The following is a 22,023-nucleotide window of genomic DNA, read 5'->3' on the forward strand; positions in this document are numbered from 1 at the left end:
GGCAGCGGCAGCCGCCGTCCAGTTCTTGAACAGTCGGCGGAGATCATCCGCACTTCCCGCCGTCACATCAAAGGCGGCGAAGCAGATGAAATCCTGAGCCGGGGTGGTGATGCCTGCCTGATGCTTGCCATAGAAGGGCAGGCCCTTGTCTGGCGCGGCCTCTTTCACTACCGCCGGACTGCTTTTGCGGCCCAGCGCCATTAGTCCGCTGGTACCGCCTCCGCCCAAGAGCAGACCCAATCCGGCCACGCCGGTCAGCTTCAGCATTTCACGCCGTGACAACGGCTTTTTCAGCGAATCCTTTTTCTGCTCAGTCATTGTTCTACACTCCCAGTACTTGTCCCATGTTCGACAGTGGCTCAGCCAATGCATCCAGGTTCTGACTCAGCTTCTTCACGTCTTCATCCTTCAGCTTCTCATAGGAAACGTACCCGTCTCCATCCTTGAATGGAGCAAGCTCTTTCTCCAGCGCATCGAATCGGTCCGCAATTTGCTGATTCAGATCCTTGTCTTTGGCAGCCAGATCATCCTTGAGCAGGTTATAAATCTCGCGTGCTCCCTCTACATTCGCTGCAAAATCATACAAATCCGTATGGGAATAACGTTCTTCTTCACCGGTTACCTTGCTGGAGGAAACCTCATTCAGAAGTTCTACCGCACCCGTTACCATCAGACTCGCATCGATATCCATCGTCTCGACTTTAGCACGCAGGAGCTTCGCATCACTTAACAATGTATCCGCAAAGTCAGTCATGCCTTCGGTCGTCTTGTCTTCCCAAAGTGATTTCTCAATCCGGTGGAATCCGCGCCAGTCGGCAGCCTCCACATCTCCGTCACGTGCATCGATATTCGGGTCAAGATCGCCAAGTGCTTCGGCTACCGGTTCAATGCGTTCATAATACATACGAGCTGGTGCATATAATGATTTGGCAGTCTCCAGATCACCAGCTTTCACGGCATCCGAGAACTTCTCCGTTTGCTTCACGAATTCATCGATCTGCTCAATTGCAAACGCGCGATAGCCATCCACTGCGGTTGTATAATCGCTCCCGGTCGCTTCCTGATCTGCTACATCCGTGGTTTCTGTGGAAGTTTGGTTTTCGCTTTGAGCAACAGGTGTTTCTGCCTGCTTGTCCGAAGCCGCTTCATTATTGCCGCAAGCGGCGAGTAAAACCGAAGTTGCCAGCACAACAGCCGGCAATGCCAATATTTTTTTCAACACGATACACTCCCTATTGGTTAGACTGATTTGTCTATACTCGTGCGATTAATATGTCGATGAGTACAAACCCTTGGATTAACGTTCATTTAATGATAATGATTATCAATTTCGGTAATGACATCATAATTCCGGCGCATACTTATGTCAATATGAAAATAAGGGGACCGGTTTAATCATATACTCAGGTGGAAAATACCGGGTATTAATTCCCTTGAAAACATAGACAAACTTCGTCATCAGCCGTTAAAATGAGACAAAATGTCTAGATTACTTTAATTTATCAAATTGGAGGCTCATGCCATGAAATGCCCAGTATGTAATCATGAAAATGGAAATGCCAGTTTTTGCGAGAGGTGCGGCGCTAATCTAATCCCTTCCTCCCCTACTGCAGATTCCGCTCAGGAGCAACAATCCGCTGCTGCCGAACCTGAATATACCCGTTGGTCGAGCACACAGGCGACACCTTCTCACGCTCCCATTTCTCCCAACACACCTTCTGCTCCCAGACCTGTACAACATGTATCCGACTCTTCCAGCACAGAGGACGCTTCATCTTCAGGAGACAAAAACACCAATCAGTGGAATAACATCGTACAAAATGAGAAAGTTCAGCAAGCCAAAGAAGTAAGCAAACAGTATCTATCCTATTTCCTTAGTGTGCTCACTCGTCCTTATCAAACCATGAAAACCGTTGGTGAACAGCACTCTCTTAACGGCTGGATCACGATGGCTCTGATTGCGATCCTATCCTCTACATACTTTTTGATTACATTCGGCCGGATGGATATGGACGGATTGTTCATTGGCGGGTTTATCAGACCGCTATTGTTCACCGCCATTTCCTTGATCGTTGCGATCGCATTGATGTATGCCATACTGAAGATTGAGAAAATAACGTTTCGCCCCAAAACGCTGGTTGCCCAGTTTGGATCATTACTAGTTCCCGCTGTAGCGTCGCTCGTTCTGGCGAATCTGTTTATTGTTATCTCGTATTCCATCGCTATCTTCTTCCTCGTTGTCTCGTATTTGATTATCTTTGTATCTCTTAACACGGTGCTGTTCCAGTATCCGCTGAATCGTACGAAGGCAGCCATCGATAGCATGTACAGCGTGTTGATTGCCAATGTTGTATTGTTTTTTATTCTATCTCGCTTTCTGGGCACTACAATCATTGGATTGATTAGTTTCATGTTTTCTCCATACGGTCGTATGTAGTATCTAGTTCAAAAGCTCTTACGAAGGCTCTCCCTGCTTATGCGAGGAGGGTCTTCTTTTGTTTTCAACGTCAGCAGATTGCACTCGTTGCGTTCCATACACTATAATGTGTAGTGTGAAAGGTATGTCCTTTTTTACGTAAGGATATGAGGTGAGAAACACTCCATGCTTAAATGGAACCTGTACCATTGCCATCAACACTACATTATGTAGTGTATGGTTGTGATCATTCATTTTATTAAGAAGGGTAGAGGAATTGATATGGACATGAATATGAATCATATGCAAATGGAGTACGAGGCAGGGACATCCTATCTTTGGCTTATCATTGGGGCAGCCTTTCTATTGCTCTCCATCGCAGCTTATATCTGGTCTGCACGCACCCAGAAGTCTGTACTGGCACATATGAAGAAGAATGAACGAGCTGTGATTAAAAAGAAAACCCGATCCATCCGCCTGGCTGCTCATGCCCTACTGGGGGTGTCGATTATTGCGTTTGTTCTTTTCTTCATGCAGAGCGCATTTACCAAGTATGACGTTGCGGATCTGAATGCCGGTGCTGCGATCGAAGTGACTGACGATAAATACTACGGAGCCGATCATACGGAAGGGCCGATTCAATATGAGATGACCATCCCGACATCGGGGCCTCATAACCCGCATGATATCAAATTTGGATTCTACACCGATTTCCCCGGCTATCCATATCTAGTACATAATCTAGAGCATGGGGATATCATCATTTATTACCGTGAGAATGCAAGTGATGAGCTGAAGGAGCATCTGAAATACCTTGCCAAGTTCCGCAAAGCTGGATCAGGTATTCTCGCTGTACCGAACAAGGACATCCCCGAGGGTAGTGAAGTCGTCGTAACGGCATGGACCAAAACGATGAAGCTGGACCAATTCGATGATGCCAAAGTAGGCACTTTTATTAATAAATATATTAATCAGGGACCTGAGAAGATCCCTGCCTCCATCCGCCAGGGTGGCGGGACGATGTAATGCCCTCTTTGTAGTAACAGCAGCAAATGGTTCCTGCAATCATGGGGAGTCCAAGAGATGAGATATCCATTTATACGTTTCAAACAAGATAAGCTCCTGGATCTACTTGATCCGGGGGCTAATTCTTTATCATGCAGATGCCGATATTTTAAATAGAAATGAAATACATATATGTACATTAGCAAAGTAGGAAACTCATTCCCAATAAGACGATTCATCCAACTTCAATATAAGAATTCATAGTCCTACATATCAAGGGGGAACATTTCTACTAATGAACAGTTTGTTTATGCGTATCTTTTTATTTTTTTCCTGTCTGATGCTGGCGGCAGGAGCCGTTCTTGGCATTACCATGTATCGCTCATCTGCACAGCTGGTTGAACAATCGATGGGCATGCAGGCACAGGCTGTTGCCGAACGAGCAGCGCAATCCATCGACACCTCCCTGTATGCGCCACTTAGTACAGGACAGGATCAAACCGAGTATTACGATACATTGCGCGAACAACTCAGCCAGCTTCGCCAGTCCAATGGATTGAAGTATCTATACACGCTTGGTAAGCGTGAAGATAACGGAGCCGCATCGTATTATTACGTGGTGGATGGCGCTGCTCCGGATGTGGAAGAGGATGATTTCTCTCCCTACGGGTCCCCAGAAGAGAACCACTATGTGGGAATGCTGCAAGCCTTTGCACAAAACGAACCTTTCCGGGGCGATCTGACCCAGGATGAGTACGGCGCAACGATTACAGCCTATGTACCAATTCACGGGGCTAATGGGGAACTGCTTGGTCTGGTTGGCGCCGACCTCGACTCCACCGCCGTCTACGAGCTGATGACACGCAATCGGATGACCATGATCTGGACTGCCCTTGCCATCGTATTACTCAGCGTGCTGCTGGTCTATGGATTTGCTCATTATTTGACCCGTCCTCTGGTGAAACTGAAGAAGATCATTGCTGAGGTAGGCAAGGGTGATCTGACCGTCGATGTCGAGCTTGGACGGAAGGATGAGGTCGGACAACTGGCTTCGGAGTTCAAACATCTGGTCACGGATACAAGAGATGTCATGACAGGCATCCGCAAAAGCTCCGATTCCCTGCTGCAAGCAGCCGAAGGGGTATCCAGACACTCGCAGGCGACAGCGGAAGCCAGCCAGCGCATTGCCGAGCACACAGACCACACAGCCAAAGGGGCTGCGGAGCAGGTTGCACGCGCGGGGGAAGTTACTGTAGCGATGGAGGAAATTACACGCAGCATGCAGCATATTGCGAATTCATCTTCCATGGTGGCTGATGTATCCGAGGAGACGACCCATAACGCGATACAGGGCCAGACCAACATCAACACCGCGATCGACCGCATGGACAAGATTCATCAGGCCAACGCCCAGATGGAAGCATCTACCTCCCAGCTTGCGCAATACTCCAGCAAAATTGAATCGGTAGCCCACATGATGAAGGGCATCGCTTCTCAGACCAGTCTGCTGGCATTAAATGCAAGCATTGAAGCTGCTCGGGCCGGGGAACATGGCAGCGGATTCGCCGTTGTTGCTTCCGAGGTTCGGAAGCTTGCGGGAGAATCAGAGCAATCGTCCCAGCATGTGACTGAACTGATCGCAGAAATGACGAGACAGACTGCCGTTTTATCTTCGCATATGTCGGCCAGTACCTCAGAAGTTCAAGCCGGTCTTGCTGTTGTTCAGGAAGCAGGACGTTCATTCACGTCTATTCATTCCGGCATTGAGACGATGAATGAACGTCTGCACGAAGTGTCCGCCGCTTCCGAACAGCTCTCCGCGAGTGCCGAAGAAGTATCTGCTTCCGTTGAGGATATGGAACATATCTCGCGCAAGTCCTCTTCCAGCATTCAGGAGGTTTCGGCTGCAACTGACGGGCAGCTTCAATCGATGGATGAGATGAGTACGTCCGCGGAATCCCTTCGTGTGTTGTCTAGTGAATTGAACGGGTTGATAAGCCGATTCAAAATATAAATCGGATTGCAGGTGGGCAATCCATGGGAGCCCACCAGATGAATACAAAAAAGCCGCAAGGCAGGGAACGGAAACATGGGGTCTACCCCATTCCTGTTCACTCTGCCTGCGGCTTTTTATTGTTCTACCTTTAATGGAGGCTGGCCTCGCGGCTGCCTGAATTAATAACGCTGCGGAGCAGCTTTTTTGCCCAAATCCGTCATGTATGTGAAGAACGCTTCTGGATCGGTATCATACACGAGTTGTACTGGACGTCCGTCTGCTTGTTCCACCGTACGGCCTTGGCTTGGACCATCCGGAATAACAATACAGTTCACCGTTTTCTTCTTCACGATGTCCTCACGTCCAACGGAAGCCGTAGTCAACACATCCCACAGATAGTACGTGGAATTCGTTTCACTGTATACCAGCGGCGGACATCCTGCGTAACAGTTACCCAGGAAGTCAACGCCTTCAAAGCGGCGCTCTGCAGCCCAACGGTTACGTACAGCAGGTGTCAGAGGTACTTTGTTTGTGCTTTCCAGGGCTACCAGATCAATCTGGATACCGCTCTGCCATACACGGTAAGCCGCTTCCGGGTCCCAGAATACGTTCCATTCTGCTGTACCATCATGCTCAGGCTCTTCAACGTTCCCTCTTTCGAACGTTCCACCCATCCATACAAGCTTGTCAATTTTCTCTTCAATGTCTGGTGCTTCGTCCAGTGCACGCGCGAGGTCAGTCAGCGGTCCTGTGAACAGGAGCAGCGTTTTGCCTTCGGTGTTGCGCACTTTCTCAATCAGATGCTGGTGAGCCGGAACGGCAGACAAAGGAGCTTCCATTTTGCCGGACTCGTTCAGTACTGGAAGTGCATCTACATAGAAGGAGTGCAATCTCCACGCCGCAGGAAACGGATTCTTCCCTCTGGAGTTGGATTTCGCTACCTCTACGGAATATGTGCCGAAGCGATCGATAATTTTACGGCTGGCATCTGTAGCTGGCTCCAGATATCCATCTGCCGGAATAACCGATACACCGGTTACATTTACATTGTCCATTTGCAGAAGCATGAACAGCGATACGAGGTCATCCACGCCGCCGTCATGGTTAAAGTACACATTAAGTTGGTTCGTCATGCTTGTTTTCATCCTTCCCCCTGGTTGTCCCATTGATGTTCATCCCGTCCGTCTGCCTGTGGCTGACGTTACCTCTATTATGTCCCAAAACCCTTGGCCACGTAAACCTTCCTCGCACAAAGAAAATAGCGACCAGTTCTGTTTCTGCTGATATTTTACAGTTCCCCCATTCCATCTCAGCATTTGCCCGAAGCAGCCTGCACTCCAATAGGAAAATGAAAAAAAACAAGGACAGTGGGCTAGAGGCCCCACTGTCCTTGTCTGAATCTATCCATCGATTACATGGATTGTTTTTGTTTCTCTTTGGCTTTCTCTGCAACAGGCACATACTTGCCTGGCCAGAAAGCCCATTTGCCCAGCAACGTTGTAATGGCTGGCACCATGAACGGTCGAACAAGGAACGTATCGAGCAAGACACCCGCAGCCGTGATAATACCGAACTGCACCAGCACCTGTATAGGCAGTGTTGCCAGCACGGCAAACGTACCTGCGAGAATCAGACCTGCGGAAGTAATAACAGATCCGGTTTCACCCACACCTTCCTTGATCGCTTGGCGAAGTGGCATCGTTTTGCGTTTTTGCCAGATGCTTGAGATCATGAAGATGTTGTAGTCCTCACCCAGCGCCACAAGGAATACGAAGGAATACAGCGGAATCGCTCCCTGAATGGCGTCTGCTCCCAATCCATAGTGAATAATGAGCCAACCCAGGCCCAATGCAGAGAAGTAGGATAGTACTACTGTCGCGATCAGATACGCCGTCGCTACGACGGAACGCAGGTATAACAGCAGCAGCAATGTGATCATTCCGATCACCACTGGAATAATGATGCTGGCATCCCGCTCTCCAGTGACTTCGATATCATACTGCTCAGCCGTCTGACCGTCGATCCAGACATGGCTGTCCACGCTTGTTATTCCAGCATCTTTCAATGCCTGTTCAGCCGTTGCCCGCAGATCCGGGATATGCTGCATCGCCTCCATAGAGTATGGATTCAGATTGAATTCCACATCGTAAGCGGTGATGTTTGCATTCTCAGCACCCTGTTGCGCTTCACCTACCTTGCTTACGTAATCCAGCGATTCCAGGCGTTGTTTCAGATCTGTCTGGCTGCCTTCTGTATCGATAATCACTTTCGCCGGAGCGAGTTCACCTTCCGAGAACTGTTCTCCAATGACTTTGAAACCTTCACGAGAAGCAACATTCTCCGGGAAGGATGATAGCAAGTCATACGTGAATTTAATTTGGCTAGAGAAAGCAGCCAGTCCACCCAACAACACCAGTGTAATCGCCAGTACTGTCCACGGTTTGGTTACTACTGTACGGCCAATCCAGCTTTCCTTGATTTTACGCGGAGCAGGCGCTGGTTTGCCTTTTTTCTTCGCACGTTCTACTTCCATATCATGCGTACGCGGTACAAACGGGTAGAATGAACCCCGACCGAAGATCGCGAGCAAAGCCGGAACCAGCGTCAGGCTCGCAATAAACATGATGAAAATGGATAAACTGAATGGTACGGCAAAACGGTGATAGGCACCATATTCTGCGAACAGCAGTACAAGCAGTGCTGCAACAACTGTAAATCCACTCATGGCAATCGCACCGGACGATCCGGTAATCGCCTGGAAGAGTGCTTTCTTTTTATCCGGCTCATGATAGAGAACTTGACGGAATCTGGAGATCATGAACAGGCAATAGTCCGTTCCTGCACCGAACAACAGCACCGTCATAATAGAGATGGACTGCGCGTCCACTGTAATCCAGCCCTGATCCGCCATAAATCCGAGAATCGGACTGGTGACCATATAAGCGAACCCAACTGCAATAATCGGGATAATCGCCAGTACGGGCGAACGGTAGATCAACAGCAACAGCACGAGTACCAGCACAACTGTTGCAATCAGCAGAGATACATCCGCAGATGAGAATAATCCACTTGCATCAATCGATATCCCCACCGGACCTGTAACCCGTGCACTTAGTGCGCTGGCATCATCGATGGCAACATCAAATGGATCGGAGCCAAAAATATCTTTCGTTTTCTGCTCCAGCGCTTCAATGCCCTCTTTCAACTGTGACGAATCAGCTTCCTGATTGAAAAAGAGCGGCATAACCAAGGTGCTTCCGTCTTCCGAAAGCTGACCTTTCAGAGCCTCTGGCGGCAACTGATATAGTGGCACCACAGATTGCTGCTGCTCCACCGGATCTTGATCCAGTCGCTCCGTTAACGCCTGAATGTTCTTAATCTGTTCATCCGTCAGCCCGCCGGCTTGACGCCATACGATAAGAGCGGGAACACCTTCGCCGCCGGGAAATTCTTTCTGGGCAACTGCTGCCGCCTGCACCGAGGGCTTGGAATCACTCAGATCCTGCGCGTTATTGGTTTCACGGTCACCAACAGCAGGCCACACCACACCAAGAACAACCGCGATGATGATCCATACCAACAGTGTAATCCATTTGCTTCGTTTGCCGGCAACCCAGCGGCCGTAGCCCGAACCTTCTTGCATTGTCTCTTCATCTCCCTATTTTGGTTCTATGAAGCCGTTTTTATGTGATAAATATAGAAATGAACCACGGGTCATAGTATAATTGACTTAATTATATATACCGGAAGGTTAATATTGCAAATACTAATTTTGTGAACACTTTTGTACAGCCAACATGAATAGGTAAAGAGGTATGCAACCATGAGCAAAAAAACGAACCCTCCCCGCTCGCCGGGCAGGCCCAAAGCCGGTGCCGATCAGGCATCAGCCCAGTCGAAAATACTAATGACCGCCTCGCGGCTATTTATGGAATACGGGTATGAGCCCGTCTCTCTCCAGCAAATTGCCTCGCTATGCGGCGTGACCAAGGCATCGATCTATTATCATTTTTCCAGCAAACCGCAGCTGTTCACCGTCGCCATCACCAGTATGATGGCCATGGGCATGCAGCAGACAGCTCTTCGTATGGATGCACCAGGTACATTGCAAGAGCGGTTGGAGAAAGTTGCGGAAGGACGGATGCAACAATCCCACGTCGATACCGAGACCATGATGCGTGAAGCCAATACCTATCTGGATGCAGATCAGCTGGCCCAGATCCGTGAAGCCGAGGTCCGCATCTATGAAGTCCTCGCCACCCACTTTAAGCGGGAGATGGACAACGGTTATTTGCGATCTGCCAATCCGATGCTGCTTGCCCATGCGTTTACGTCCTTGCTGATGCTGGCAAACCGCGAAGGCGTGCGCGACATGCATGCAACGATTGCCGATCTGGCACATGAGCTGGTAGCTTTATTTTTGGGTGGAGCCGCTCACAAGGCGTAAAGATCTCTCCATGCTTTTGCCAATGCCGCGATACCAGCTCAATCAGTCCTGCATGACGATTTGAACCCATAGGAGGAGTAAACCATGTCCCAACCAACACCATCCGCACGCATCCCACGTCTGTTGGAAACGAAGCGCATCTATCTGCGTCCATTTGAATCGACTGATATTGATACCTATTTCCCCGGATTGTTTGACGCCGAGATGCGCAGACTTACTGGAACACAAAACAGCTTCACCCGTACCCAAGTAGAACGTTACATCGAAAACGCGGCCCAGGATGACTCACGCCTGATGCTGCTGATTGCCTTGCAGGAGAATGACCAGGTCATCGGAGAGATTGCCCTGATGGATATGCATACCAAAAATCGCAGTGCGCACATCCGAATCGCCATTGATCATACAGAGCATCAAGGAAAAGGATATGGCAGCGAGGCATTGCTGCTTATGCTGGACTACGGCTTCGGTATCTGCAATCTGCACCGAATCGAGCTTGAAGTGTATGCCTTCAATCAACGTGCGATTCGTACATATGAGAAACTAGGATTTCAACGTGAAGGTTTACGGCGAGATGCCTTGTATTACAATCATCAATATCACGATTCCATTCAGATGAGCATGCTGGAGAATGAATTCCGAGAGCGGCATGTCAGCATACTTGGATAACGAAGACTACGTGCTACCGGGAGGGAATCTCATCCGGTTGGTTTACGTTCCCGGCAAATAACCATGCTCCAGTGGATTTATGCACTACAGCAACCATAAATGGACGATTAACCTCCATCTTGATTGGATCAGTTGGTGGAGCACTTCCAGCCTGCATCTCTACCAGCGTTGAAGCTGCCGCTACAGTCCCTTGCTCGCTCACTTCCATCACGGCACGATGCAGTACCTGACCAATGAATGCTTGCAAGTTCGGCCCGGGAGACATCATTTCCGTGAAATTGGCAGCATACGGATCAAAGGCCATTTCCATCCCCATCTGCTGCAACGTCTCTTTCAGGTTCATGCCATACTCCGCACGAAAACGTGGCAAGGACAGCTCAACTAGGCTATATTCGGAGCCACGATCAAGCCGTTTTGGGTCATCCAGCAACTGCTGCTGAACCTCATCCAGCGTACGCCCCTCTCGTGGCAAAACGACAAGCAGATGCATCTGGCCATCTCCGTAAGGCAGCCTCACCGCCTGCCAATCCTCATTCTCCGAGTATTGGAACTGCTTTGTCTGATGCATCATCCGCACAGATAATGCCTTTCCATTTGCCAGCTTAAACTCATCATCCGTCGTGTACTCCGGGTCAAACTCAGCCATCCAGTTTCCATCAAATGCAATGGCATTCACAAGAATCATCAGGGTTTCCTTTGCAGGTGGCTCCTGCATCAAGTTTGGAATCATACCTTCGGTGTGCTGCTTCACCCATTGATTGATCTCTTCCTTTGCTTGTGCTGGTTGTCCATTGAGTGTCCTGATTTCGGCTTCATACGTTTGCTGTACGGCTGTTTGGTACGTTTCCTCTACCGGAATTCGGTCCTTCACCCACATGGAGTTCGCAATACCGATCTGTATTCCTTTTCCCGGATGGGTCAACAACTGCTGCAAAGCCGCTTGAGAAGCATTTACTCGTTCCATTTCTAGCCCCGACCAGCCCATGACCTCTGCCATCTCTCGCCTAGTCTCACCTACGCTGCCGTTATATGCCATGCCAATCGCTGCCGCAATGCTATAAGGAGAGATGAGCAGATTATTCCCATCAGTCTTCTCTTTTGCGCCCATCTGTTGAAGGATGTGCAGTCCCATGGTGTTCATGGATTGGATTGTTTCAGGTTCGATCTCTTTCAGAGCAGCTTTTCGTTCTGACTCGGACAGCTCCTGATTCGAATTGAATTGCATCTTGTTCGAGTCCCCCTTTGCTGAACAGCTCGTCATGATCAGCCCACTTATACAGCATAATAACAGTAGTACTCCTAACCGTGCATGCATCGTAATCCCCCCTCATCCGTAATACTCAGATACCCGTCATAGCAATTTACTGATTCCCTTTTTTTACTAGACGTACGGTTGAGAAAAAAGGTTACTTTACACTCAATGCTAAGGTCACCAATTTCTACTGTAGAAAACACCATTCAAAACGAGTCAAAACGGTTATATCTATACCATATACGAATGGAGGGATTCCCGATGATTCCAGCAACGTTGGAACAATTAGAGCAAGTTCGCAAGGAATGCCGCACCATGGTCAAAAAGAGAGCCACCGCTTCCGCTGGTACAACACTCGTTCCTCTTCCAGGTACAGACGTCCTGGCTGATGTGGGAATGCTCATGCAGCTACTGCCTGCCATTAACAATAAATTCGGATTATCGCAAAAACAGCTCGACGGGTTGGACCCTGAGACCAAATCCATGATCTACGGATTCGTCATGTCCATCGGAAGTAAAGTCATTGGACGTATGGTAACCAAAGAACTGGTAGTAGTCGTGCTAAAAAGGGTCGGAGTACGCGTAGCTACCAAATCAGTCGCCAAATTTGTACCTTTTGCAGGTCAAGGACTGGCTGCCGCGCTCAGCTTTACAGCCATGCGGTATGTCGGCAACAAACATGTTGAGGACTGTTATGAGGTCGTGAAACGTATGATCGAGCAGCGTGAATTGCTACCGGGCGAGCCGGCACCTTCTGCGCTTGAGGAAGCAGACGAAGATCCAAAGCTGGAGGTGAAGACGTCATCCGGGGACAACGAAGGTAAAGCTCCAGAAGATTCGAAAAAGGACTAAAGAAAGAAGAAATTATATCGTGGGACTTTCCGCGGTAGCAAACAAATAGCCGGGTTCACCTAAGGGTGAACCCGGCTATTATGTTAACGCCATCTAGGATCAGATCGCCTGTGGCTGTTGCTCCGTAAACTGACTGTTGTACAGATCAGCATAGAAGCCTTGTTTCTCCATCAGTTCCTCATGATTACCCTGCTCAATCACGTTACCATGATCCATGACAAGAATCAGGTCGGCTCCGCGAATGGTGGACAATCTGTGGGCAATGACAAAGCTGGTGCGATCCTTCATCAGATCATTCATCGCTTTCTGGATGAATACTTCGGTCCGTGTATCGACACTGCTCGTCGCTTCATCGAGAATCAGAATGGCCGGATTCGCCAGAATTGCTCTCGCAATAGTCAGCAATTGTTTCTGCCCCTGTGAAATGTTCGATGCTTCTTCATTCAGCACCGTATCATATCCATCAGGCAAAGTACGAATGAAGTGATCAGCATGGGCCGCATCGGCTGCCTTGATGACTTCTTCTTCCGTTGCGCCTTCTCGGCCATAGGCGATGTTGTCACGAATCGTTCCGTTGAACAGCCATGTGTCCTGAAGCACCATCCCAAACAGGCTGCGCAGCTTGCCGCGCTCCATGTCCACGATATTAACACCGTCAATTGTAATTTGGCCGTCCTGAATTTCGTAGAAACGCATCAGGAGGTTGATCAGCGTTGTTTTACCCGCTCCAGTCGGCCCGACAATGGCCACTGTCTGTCCCGGTTTTACATCAATATTCATATTTTGAATGAGTAACTCATCCGCTTTATATCCAAAATTCACACCATGGAATGCAACGGCACCCTGTGGATACTGCAATTGTACTGGTTTTGAAGATTCTGGAACCTCTTCCTCTTCATCCAGCAATTCAAATACCCGCTCCGCCGAAGCGATGGTGGACTGAATGATATTCGAGATGTTGGCAATCTGGTTAATTGGCTGAGTGAACTGACGGGAGTACTGTGTGAATGCAAGGATATCCCCGATGGAGATGGCACCACGTGTAACAAAGATCCCACCGACCACACAAATCAGCACATAACCAAGGTTACCTACAAACGTCATCAGTGGCATAATAATCCCTGAGATAAACTGGGCTTTCCAACCGGATTCATACAGCTCTTCGTTCACTTTTTCGAACTGCTCTACCGAATGTTCTTCCCGTCCAAAGGCTTTGACCACCTTATGTCCGGTGTACATTTCCTCGACATGGCCATTCAATTCACCAAGTGATTTCTGCTGGCCTGCAAAGTGTTTTTGCGAACGGGATGCCACCAGAATAACAACAACTACACTTAATGGCAGTGTCAAAATGGTTATCAGGGTCATCCATGGACTAATGGTCAACATCATGATGATAACCCCGACAATGGTGACTACAGACGTAATGAACTGCGCCAAACTTTGCTGGAGCGTATTACTGATGTTGTCCACATCGTTTGTCGCCCGACTTAATGTTTCCCCGTGGGTACGGGAGTCAAAATATTTCAGCGGCAGACGTCCAACCTTGGCACTGATCTGCTCACGCATGTCATACACAACTCGCTGAGCAACACCAGCCATCAGATATTGCTGAATGTACATGAAAGCTGCACTAAACAGATAGAGTCCCCCAAGCAGATACAATACTTTCATCAAGGCAGGAAAATCAATGCCGGCCCCCTGTACACCCTGAAGGATGGCAATAGCGCCTTTGCTGAGAATATCCGTACCTTCTGCCATAACCTTTGGGCTGATAATGCTGAACACGGTACTTAGAATTGCAGCAACCAGCACACCCAGCAAACGATAGCTGTGGGGCTGAAGATAACGCATCAAGCGTCGCAGTGTACCTTTGAAATCCTTCGCTTTCTCCACGGGAGGCCGCATGCCCATTCCGCCTCCGGGATGACCCGGCCCGCCAGGGGGACGAGATGACTTGCGTTCTGTACGTTCACTCATGCGATCTCCTCCTCTGTCAGCTGGGAGGATACAATCTCGCGATATACTTCATTGTGCTCCATCAGCTCTTTATGTGTTCCCGAACCGACAATCCGTCCCTCATCCATAACCAGAATGCGATCTGCATCCATAACCGTACTTACGCGCTGAGCCACAATAAGCACTGCTGCTTCAGTCGTTTCGGACTTCAGGGCAGCACGAAGTTTGGCATCGGTTTTGAAATCGAGAGCCGAGAAGCTGTCGTCAAAAATATATACTTCCGGACGGCGAACCAGTGCGCGTGCAATGGACAAACGCTGCTTTTGTCCACCGGATACATTGTTACCTCCCTGCGCAATGACGCTGTCGTAACCGTCTTTCATCTCCGTAATGAAGTTCTCTGCCTGGGCCGTTTGAGCGGCTCGAACAATCTCCTCCATCGTGGCGTCATCCTTCCCGTGGCGGATATTCTCCGCAATCGTTCCGGTGAAAAGAATTGCTTTTTGTGGTACAAATCCGATTTTGGCCCGCAGATCTTCCTGCCGTAGCTCACGGACATCTGTTCCATTTACCCGTACAGTGCCCTCCGTTACATCATAGAAACGTGGAATGAGACTGAGCAATGTGGATTTACCTGAGCCCGTACCCCCAATAATCGCTGTGGTCTCACCCGGGCGTGCCGTAAATGAAATGCCTGACAACGCAGCATTTTCCGCACCCGGATAACGGAATGTCACGTTATCGAATTCAATCGTGCCTTGCAGCGATTTCATCTCACGAGGCTGCTCTGGGTTGCTGAGATCCGGATGCATATCCAATACTTCGTTGATCCGCTCTGCCGAAGCCGAAGCTCTTGGAATCATGACAAAGATAATGGAAACCATAATGAGGGAGAACATGATTTGCATCGCATACTGAATAAAGGCAATTAATGAACCAATATTCATATTCCCGCTGTCGATACGCTGTCCACCGAAATACAGGATGGCAATCATTGAAAAGTTCATAACCAGCATCATAACAGGCATTAATGTTGCCATGAGCACATTCACTTTAATGGAAACGTCTCTCAGATCTGTATTGGCTCCATTAAAGCGAGCACGTTCATGTTCCCCACGATTAAAGGAACGAACCACGCGAATCCCAGTTAGTTGCTCACGCAGGACCAGATTGAGTCGGTCGAGTTTTTTCTGAATTTGTTTGAACAAAGGTAGACCTTTCGCACCAATCAGTGCAATGGCTCCAGCCAGTACAGGCAAGACAACCAGGAAGATGGTCGATAATTTGGCATCCTGGGATACCGCCATGAAGATACCACCGATACACATCATCGGAGCCATAACCATCATGCGCAGCATCATCGTTAATACGTTCTGTACCTGCGTAATATCATTGGTGGTTCGGGTAATTAGTGAAGCTGTACCCAATTTATCAAATTCCTGCAGCGAATAGTTCTCCACATGGCGGAATACTCTGCTGCGCAGCTGTTTGGCAAATCCACCCGCTGTGCGGGATGAAAGGTAACTGGCTGTGATGGAACAAGCCGTGCCTGCTATCGCAATCACCAGCATCCAGCCACCAATCTGCCAAATGTATGGAACATCTCCTTTTATTATGCCGCCATTAACGATGTCCGCCATCAGGGTTGGCAAATACAGTTCAGCTAACGACTGTAACAGCACCAGACCCAGTATGAAGAAAATGGGGACTCGGTAAGGCTTAAGCATGCGAAACAATTTCATCATGGCTTATCATCTCCTTGTGTGGACGCATCCATCTGTTGGGAAACTTTTGTATCAAAAAAGGTGTACACCTTGGTCAACAATGCCGCTAACTGAAGACTGTCTTCCTCACCCAGATGCTCAACGAGCTTATTAAATATCTCCATGCGCTCCTGATGTGCCGCCCGAATAATTTCACGACCTGCTTCGGTAATGGTGATGCGGACTGCGCGACGATCCTCCGGGTCCATGGTTCGTTCAACCAGCCCTTCGTCTTCAAGCCCTCGAATGACAGGAGTAATCGTCGGCGATTTCACACGCAACAAAGCACTAATTTCCGATACTTTTAGTCCTGGATGATTTGAATGTAGTGTGTCATTGAAATTAGGAGGATTATCCTGCCAATTCAATCGCTCTCCCGGATGCATGCCGTGGAGCAAACAACCCAGTACCATAATTTCATTGTGATTACGCCCATGTGGTTTATGTTGCCTCCATTTGCCTTTATTAAACTGCATTATGGAATACAAAAGCTTCTGGGCTACCGGATCTATGCCAGTCATTATTGTCCCCCCTTTAATTTCATTATCATTCCATAGACGTCCAACATCATAGGACAGCTATTAAATAGCATTCCAATTAAATAGCCAATCAATTAATTAGGTGTACTAAGTATATTCCTGCAAAAGTTGAATGTCAAATAGCAAATGCACACCAAAAAACCGTGACTTTAAAGTCACGGTTTTGAACCAAAATATAAGAATCAGGACTGTGAAGCAGAAACAGTTTTGAGCGCGGAAGCAAAAGGGAAATACTCCTTCGCATTGTTGTAGGCGATGCCCTGTACGATCTGTCCAAGTAGTTCCATATCATGTGGTACCTCGCCCTGTTCGGCCCATTCACCGATGAGGTTGCAGACCAGGCGGCGGAAATACTCATGTCGTGTGTAGGAGAGGAAACTGCGGGAATCGGTTAGCATACCGACGAAACGGCTGATTAGACCTACATTCGCCAGCGCCTTCATTTGAGCAAGCATGCCGTCCTTCGTATCGTTGAACCACCAGGCTGCACCAAGCTGGATTTTGCCTGGAATGCCGCCGCCCTGGAAGCTGCCGATAATCGCTGCGAGCACTTCATTGTCCCGAGGATTCAAGGAATACAGGATCGTTTTCGGCAGCGCCTGCTGCTGCTCCAGCGCATCGAGTAATCCGATCATGGCTGAGGAAAGCGGCGTATCATTAACGGAATCATAACCGGTATCCGGGCCAAGCTGGGCGAACATACGGCTGTTATTGTTGCGGGCCGCATTAATATGGAACTGCATTACCCAGCCCCGATCTGCGTACAGCTTGCCGAGGAAAGTCAGCGTTACCGTCTTGTACTTGTCCTCTTCCTCACGACTAACCTTCTCGCCTGCAATAGCCTTGGCAAAAATCGCTGCTGCTTCCTCACGTGTGGCCGTGCCGTAAGGTACATAATCGAGTGCATGGTCAGACACCCGGCCTCCTACGGAGTGGAAGAACTCTACCCGGGACTCTAGGGCCGAGAGGAATGAGTCATAATCGGAAATCGCCGTTCCGGCTGCCTGCGACAGCTTGCCTACCCATTCCGAGAAGGTGTCACGGTTCAATTCCAATCCTTTATCCGGACGGAATGAAGGCAGTACAGCGGTATCGAAACCTTCGATCTCCTGAATCTTCAGGTGATATTCCAAGGAATCACATGGATCATCCGTCGTGCATACCACGGTAACATTGGATTTGGTAATGAGATTACGTGCACCGAATCCGTCACTGTTCAGCTTCGCATTTACTTTTTCCCAGATGGCCGGGGCGCTCGTCTCATTCAACACTTCATAGACACCGAAATAACGCTGTAATTCCAAATGAGACCATGCGTACAGCGGGTTACCAATCATCATCGGTACGGTTTTGGCGTACGCCAGAAAACGATCATAATCGGTTACGCCCTCTCCTCCCGTAATGTACTGCTCCTCAATCCCGTTTGCGCGCATCAGCCGCCATTTGTAGTGATCACCGTATAACCAAGCCTCTGTAATATTGCCAAAGGTTTTATTCTCGTAGATCTCCTGTGGACTCAAGTGACAGTGATAGTCAATAATCGGCATATCCTTCGCATAGTCCTCATATAACCTGATCGCCGTTTCATTGTGCAGCAAAAATTGTTCATCCAGAAAAGACTTCATTCGCCTCGCACGCTCCCTTTAGGTGAGTTTACGTTCATATGGGTTCACTTCCCAATCTTTACGCTACACTGTTTGCCCACAAAGTTCAATATAAAATGATAGCGTTATCACAAAAGGTTGATTTAGGCATATTTCCTGGAACGAGGTATACTGGTTTTAATCTAATTGATGCTGATCTGAAGATGATAGAAGGAGATGAAATGGATGAAAATAACATTTCTCGGTACAGGAGACATGTTCAGTGTAGAGCAACACCACAACAGTATACTGGCCGAATTCGGCGATACACATCTGGTGATTGATTTTCCGGAATCCAATGCAAAAGCATTAAAGGAATACGGCTTTCCAATGACGGATATTCACAATGTGTTTATTACCCATCTGCATGAAGATCATATTAACGGAGTACAGATGCTCGGATATTATTCACAGATTGTGGGCGACCGCAAGCCACGCCTGTTTATTCACGAGGAACTAGTTGATCCGTTATGGAACATTTTATCCCCAGGCATGCGTTATACAACCGATGGGGAGCGTACGATGAGCGACTATTATGATATCGTACCTTTACCGGATGGAGGCACATTTGAGCTAGGGGGCGTAACGTTTGAGACTTTTCGAACACAGCACGTGCCGGGTATGGTCAGCAATGGCCTTCTTGCAAAGCCCTTCTTCTACTATAGCGCGGATAGCACGCTCGATCAGGAACGGGTAGAGCAGGCCGCCGCAGACGTACAGCTCATTTTCCACGAATGTCATATGCATGATCTGGTGATCAAATCACATACCTCACTGAAGGATCTGCAACAACTGCCTGCCGAAGTGAGACAGAAAACCGTGCTCATGCATTACCATGATGAATACGCCGATGCGGACAAACGGGCACAGTTCAACCAAGAACATGATCTAAGAATAGTGGGCACGCTGGAGTCGTTTGAACTGGAAATGTAGTACGTAACTCGAACTATATGTATCACCAAAATAAAGAGGCAGCATCCATTCAGGTTCCTTTGAAGGAGCTTTTCGGGTGCTGCCTTTTTATTGATCTGCATTCCATGATTTCATATATTCAATAGTTTCAGGAGATGGTTTGGCTTTCACATGAATGTAATCTTCCGTTCGCTGATCATTTGGTCCGTAGGAAATTTTGATATATATATATCCTGATACGTTTTAATGCTATTGCTATGGATCTCCGCTTTGGGCTTCAAAATATAATCTCTGAGTAAACTTAATCCCAACGGTTCTTTTCCAGGGCCCAGAGTCGTCTCGTGCGTATTTCCCGTATTGGAGTTAAGGAGCTCTGTGGCGTTAATACTATTCATCAAGGATGGATCAAGTGTAAAAGACTGTATTACATTGACCATCGGTACCCGGGCCTCTTGAACAGAAATCTCATATATAATGCGGTCCAGATCAGATTCTTGATGAACTCTAACAGTAGCAGTCAAGCTATAATCATCTGGCAAACGCTCCTGAAAGGAATCTGGATTTTTCAGCAAACGCTGGGTCAAATCTCTTCGTTCGGTATTCAGCGTATAATCATCCGTTCGCTTTGGTTCTCCCCTTGGCCCTTTGTTTGTTCCCCAACTGCAAGCCCCCAGACAGACCGCCATTACAAGCAGCCACAACCCCAAGTGTACTAATTTCCTCACCCGATTTCCCCCTCGGTATGATCTATCTAAGATGAACACGAACCGATTTTAATAGTAATCATTATATTGGTTTATTATTCCATATAAGGATAACACGAATAAACTCACTCCACCTAACATAAAAAACCACCTGCCTGGCAGATGATCACCAGTTCAGATGGTTTAACTGTCTATATATGAAGATTCACTGATCAATGATCCTCACCGTATTATTGAGCATCAGATTCCTCACCCTGATCCGGAAGAACCCACACGGAGACGCCCCCACCACATACATGGAAAGTGGCCCATCCGTCTTTCTCAATAGTAATGCTATCCTCACAGCTGTGCGTCAGATCGGTCCAGACTTCGCCAGCACGGTGTTCGCCAACAAACATTCTTTTCTCACCATCATCACCATTCGAGATAACTACTGCACAACCAGAACCTTCGATTTCGTCCACCCCGCGGCGTACCCACCCAATCGTGTTCGCGTGATCGAAGTAATCTTCCTGCTCTCCATAAGCTTTGTCGTAACGGGCTGACATCAGAATGTCGAGAATGTCCTTCTTGCCCTCGACAGGTTCGGGACCACCAATGCCGTAATAATCACCGTAAAAGACAACCGGATAACCGTCACGACGCAGCAGCGTCAGCGCATATGCGCTCGGCTTGAACCAATCGCCTACCCAGGATTCCAGCGCTTCATGCGGTTGGGAATCATGGTTATCGACAAACGTTACAGCATGCGTTGGATGTGTCTGCACCAGGGTATCGTCAAAAATCTTGGAAAGATCGAAATCCCGCCCAGCCAGAGAGGCTTCATGAAGTTTGTAATGCAGGGACACATCGAACAGATCAATCTGATAGTCCACCGTATCCAGGAATTCACGGCATGCATCGAGATTGGAGTTCCAGAACTCACCTACAATGTAGAAGTCCTGCCCGCGTTTGCGGATCATCTCAGCAGCGAATTCCTTGATGAATTCGTGGTTGATATGTTTGATCGCATCCAGTCGAAAACCGCTGCATTGCAGCGTATCGATGAGCCATTTTCCCCATTGGAGCATTTCCTGCCGGACATCCGGGTGATTGTAATCGATATTGGCGAACATCAGGTAATCATAATTGCCGAACTCATCGTCGACATTTTGATTCCAGTTCTTGTTCTCCCCCGCAATGCGGAACACACCGCTCCGTTCTTCCTTGGCATCAAAGTCGGTACCGTTGAAGTGTTCGGCGTTCCATTTGAAAGAGGAGTACTGATCCCCGCGGCCCGGAAATGTGAATTTGGTCCAGCCCTCAATCTCGAACGGTTTGGAGATTTCCTTCAATCGATCATTGGGATCAACCTCAATCACCTTGAAAACTTCCGTCTCATCGGCCCCCGCCTTATGGTTCATCACCAGATCCACATAGACGGCAACACCATTCTTCTGGCACTCGGCAATCGCATCCACCAGTTCCTGCTTGGTACCGTATTTGGTGCGCACGCTGCCTTTCTGGTCAAATTCGCCCAGATCGTACAGGTCATATACGCCGTAACCGGTATCCTCGGGAGATACGGCTTTGGTCACCGGAGGCACCCACACGGAGTCAATGCCTTTGGCTTTCAGTTCTGGCGCCATTTCGGCCAATCGTTTCCAGTGATTTCCGTCTGCGGCCAGGTGCCATTCAAAAAACTGCATCATCGTATGATTTCTCTTCATTCCCAACCGACCTCCTTGATTGCTTTCGAAGCGGACCACGGCACGCATCTGTATCGTCCTTGTTCGTTCGTATGCTATCCAAGTAATACCCTTTTCGGCCTACCCTTCAATCATGGACAGAAAAGAAAGCCGGAAAGTCTGCGATCGTTCTTTAGCTATA

General features: G+C 48.5%; 18 protein-coding genes. 7 read left to right on the forward strand and 11 right to left on the reverse strand.

Annotation, left to right across the window (positions count from 1 at the left end; translation table 11 throughout):
• Both A6049_RS25305 and efeO read right to left on the reverse strand, forming a co-directional pair.
• Positions 1-318, reverse strand: a 318-nt coding sequence (locus A6049_RS25305) for a Dyp-type peroxidase domain-containing protein (RefSeq protein WP_205412044.1), incomplete at its 3' end; no start/stop codon positions are given.
• Positions 319-322: 4 nt separating this feature from the next.
• Positions 323-1,219: an iron uptake system protein EfeO gene (gene efeO, locus A6049_RS25310; protein WP_063567304.1), complete on the reverse strand. Its 897-nt coding sequence runs from the start codon at positions 1,217-1,219 to the stop codon at positions 323-325.
• A gap of 303 nt (positions 1,220-1,522) precedes the next feature.
• Here efeO and A6049_RS25315 point away from each other — a divergent pair, with 303 nt between their 5' ends.
• The 3 genes from A6049_RS25315 to A6049_RS25325 all read left to right on the forward strand — a co-directional run bounded on the left by A6049_RS25315 (position 1,523) and on the right by A6049_RS25325 (position 5,435).
• Positions 1,523-2,437, forward strand: coding sequence for a zinc ribbon domain-containing protein (locus A6049_RS25315; RefSeq protein WP_063567305.1), 915 nt, complete (start codon positions 1,523-1,525; stop codon positions 2,435-2,437).
• A 267-nt stretch (positions 2,438-2,704) separates the two neighbouring features.
• The gene (locus tag A6049_RS25320) at positions 2,705-3,442 is read left to right on the forward strand and encodes a DUF3105 domain-containing protein (RefSeq protein WP_161490635.1); all 738 of its coding nucleotides are present in this window, start codon (positions 2,705-2,707) and stop codon (positions 3,440-3,442) included.
• Between the two features lie 274 nt (positions 3,443-3,716).
• The gene (locus A6049_RS25325; RefSeq protein ID WP_063567307.1) at positions 3,717-5,435 is read left to right on the forward strand and encodes a methyl-accepting chemotaxis protein; all 1,719 of its coding nucleotides are present in this window, start codon (positions 3,717-3,719) and stop codon (positions 5,433-5,435) included.
• 161 nt (positions 5,436-5,596) lie between these two features.
• On the opposite strand, the gene A6049_RS25330 is transcribed toward A6049_RS25325, so the two are convergent.
• A complete protein-coding gene (locus A6049_RS25330; RefSeq protein ID WP_063567354.1) occupies positions 5,597-6,550 on the reverse strand; it encodes a nucleoside hydrolase in 954 nt (317 codons plus the stop codon).
• A 278-nt stretch (positions 6,551-6,828) separates the two neighbouring features.
• A complete protein-coding gene (locus tag A6049_RS25335; protein ID WP_063567308.1) occupies positions 6,829-9,060 on the reverse strand; it encodes an MMPL family transporter in 2,232 nt (743 codons plus the stop codon).
• Between the two features lie 180 nt (positions 9,061-9,240).
• Here A6049_RS25335 and A6049_RS25340 point away from each other — a divergent pair, with 180 nt between their 5' ends.
• Both A6049_RS25340 and A6049_RS25345 read left to right on the forward strand, forming a co-directional pair.
• Positions 9,241-9,864, forward strand: coding sequence for a TetR/AcrR family transcriptional regulator (locus A6049_RS25340; RefSeq protein WP_063567309.1), 624 nt, complete (start codon positions 9,241-9,243; stop codon positions 9,862-9,864).
• Positions 9,865-9,948: 84 nt separating this feature from the next.
• Positions 9,949-10,530, forward strand: coding sequence for a GNAT family N-acetyltransferase (locus A6049_RS25345; protein WP_063567310.1), 582 nt, complete (start codon positions 9,949-9,951; stop codon positions 10,528-10,530).
• 13 nt (positions 10,531-10,543) lie between these two features.
• Here the strand turns inward: A6049_RS25345 and A6049_RS25350 are convergent, their stop codons facing one another.
• On the reverse strand, positions 10,544-11,755 hold the full coding sequence (locus A6049_RS25350) for a serpin family protein (RefSeq protein ID WP_161490636.1): 1,212 nt from the start codon (positions 11,753-11,755) through the stop codon (positions 10,544-10,546).
• Between the two features lie 288 nt (positions 11,756-12,043).
• Here A6049_RS25350 and A6049_RS25355 point away from each other — a divergent pair, with 288 nt between their 5' ends.
• A complete protein-coding gene (locus A6049_RS25355) occupies positions 12,044-12,634 on the forward strand; it encodes a hypothetical protein (RefSeq protein WP_063567312.1) in 591 nt (196 codons plus the stop codon).
• Positions 12,635-12,733: 99 nt separating this feature from the next.
• On the opposite strand, the gene A6049_RS25360 is transcribed toward A6049_RS25355, so the two are convergent.
• The 4 genes from A6049_RS25360 to uxaC form a co-directional block, all read right to left on the reverse strand.
• The gene (locus A6049_RS25360; RefSeq protein WP_063567313.1) at positions 12,734-14,614 is read right to left on the reverse strand and encodes an ABC transporter ATP-binding protein; all 1,881 of its coding nucleotides are present in this window, start codon (positions 14,612-14,614) and stop codon (positions 12,734-12,736) included.
• Positions 14,611-16,338: an ABC transporter ATP-binding protein gene (locus A6049_RS25365; RefSeq protein WP_063567314.1), complete on the reverse strand. Its 1,728-nt coding sequence runs from the start codon at positions 16,336-16,338 to the stop codon at positions 14,611-14,613. Before A6049_RS25365 ends, A6049_RS25360 begins: the two co-directional genes overlap by 4 nt.
• Positions 16,335-16,877: a MarR family winged helix-turn-helix transcriptional regulator gene (locus tag A6049_RS25370; protein ID WP_063567315.1), complete on the reverse strand. Its 543-nt coding sequence runs from the start codon at positions 16,875-16,877 to the stop codon at positions 16,335-16,337. Before A6049_RS25370 ends, A6049_RS25365 begins: the two co-directional genes overlap by 4 nt.
• Before the next feature lie 200 nt (positions 16,878-17,077).
• The gene (gene uxaC / locus A6049_RS25375; protein ID WP_063567316.1) at positions 17,078-18,520 is read right to left on the reverse strand and encodes a glucuronate isomerase; all 1,443 of its coding nucleotides are present in this window, start codon (positions 18,518-18,520) and stop codon (positions 17,078-17,080) included.
• 204 nt (positions 18,521-18,724) lie between these two features.
• On the opposite strand from uxaC, the gene A6049_RS25380 reads away from it, so the two are divergent.
• A complete protein-coding gene (locus A6049_RS25380; RefSeq protein WP_063567317.1) occupies positions 18,725-19,471 on the forward strand; it encodes an MBL fold metallo-hydrolase in 747 nt (248 codons plus the stop codon).
• A gap of 146 nt (positions 19,472-19,617) precedes the next feature.
• Here the strand turns inward: A6049_RS25380 and A6049_RS25385 are convergent, their stop codons facing one another.
• Both A6049_RS25385 and A6049_RS25390 read right to left on the reverse strand, forming a co-directional pair.
• Positions 19,618-20,175, reverse strand: a complete 558-nt coding sequence (locus tag A6049_RS25385; RefSeq protein WP_145921955.1) for a hypothetical protein — start codon at positions 20,173-20,175, stop codon at positions 19,618-19,620.
• A gap of 209 nt (positions 20,176-20,384) precedes the next feature.
• Entirely contained in the window at positions 20,385-21,863 is a 1,479-nt protein-coding gene (locus A6049_RS25390; protein ID WP_063567319.1) for an alpha-amylase, read from the reverse strand.
• Positions 21,864-22,023 lie beyond the last annotated feature (160 nt).

The organism is Paenibacillus sp. O199 (assembly GCF_001636635.1).
Lineage (GTDB): Bacteria > Bacillota > Bacilli > Paenibacillales > Paenibacillaceae > Paenibacillus > Paenibacillus marchantiae.